Below are 802 nucleotides of genomic sequence, written 5' to 3' on the forward strand. Positions count from 1 at the left end.
GCGTCGAGCAGCGACGACTCATCGTGCAGTGCACCGAGCTCGACCAGCCGCACCCCGTCGGCGTAGTCGCGCTGCACCGCCGCCGCGACATGCACCGCCAGGCGCGTCTTGCCGACACCGCCGATCCCGGTCAACGTCACCAGCCGCGAACCGGCCCGCAGGTTCTTCGCCTCGGTCAGCTCGTGCCGGCGGCCGACGAAACTGGTCAGGTCCAGCGGCAGATCGCCGGTCGCGCCCGCCCTGGCGGCAGCCGCGGTGCGACGTCGCTCACGCGGCACTCGTTCGGGGCCCCCGGCCTCCGCGACCTTCCCGGCCCCGACCTCGACAGACGCGCCCTCGACGGACCCGGCTTCGTTCTCGTTGCGCAGGGCCATCTCGTCGACCGGGAAACCGTGGGTGCGTTGCAAGGCTCGTAGTTCCTCCCCAAAGTCCACAGCGGTAGCCGGACGCTGGTCCGGGGTCCGGGCCATCGCCCCCGTGATCGCCTCGGACACATCCTCGGGGATCCCGTGCTCCCGCAGGTCCGGTACCGGTTGCGAGGTGATCCGCAGGAACTGCGAGACGACCTGCTCCCCGCTGAGCCGTTCGAACGCGGCGTGACCGGTCAGCGCACTGAACAACGTCGCCCCGAGACCGTAGACGTCGGCGGCCGGACCGGGCGGATCCCCGGCCAGCACTTCCGGCGCGGTATAGGCCGGCGACCCGGTCACGGCGCCGGTGGCCGTCTTGAAACCGCCCGCGATCTGCGCGACACCGAAGTCGGCCAGCTGGGGTTCGTCGTAGTCGGTGAGCAGAATGTTCG

1 protein-coding gene is annotated in these 802 nt (G+C 71.2%); it reads right to left on the bottom strand.

The features are described 5' to 3' along the window. The coding region (locus tag I0Q12_RS31595) for a serine/threonine-protein kinase (protein ID WP_231609754.1) at positions 1-802 on the bottom strand (802 nt) is incomplete at both ends.

The sequence above is a fragment of the Rhodococcus sp. CX genome, assembly GCF_015865005.1.
In the GTDB taxonomy this organism is placed as follows: domain Bacteria; phylum Actinomycetota; class Actinomycetes; order Mycobacteriales; family Mycobacteriaceae; genus Rhodococcus.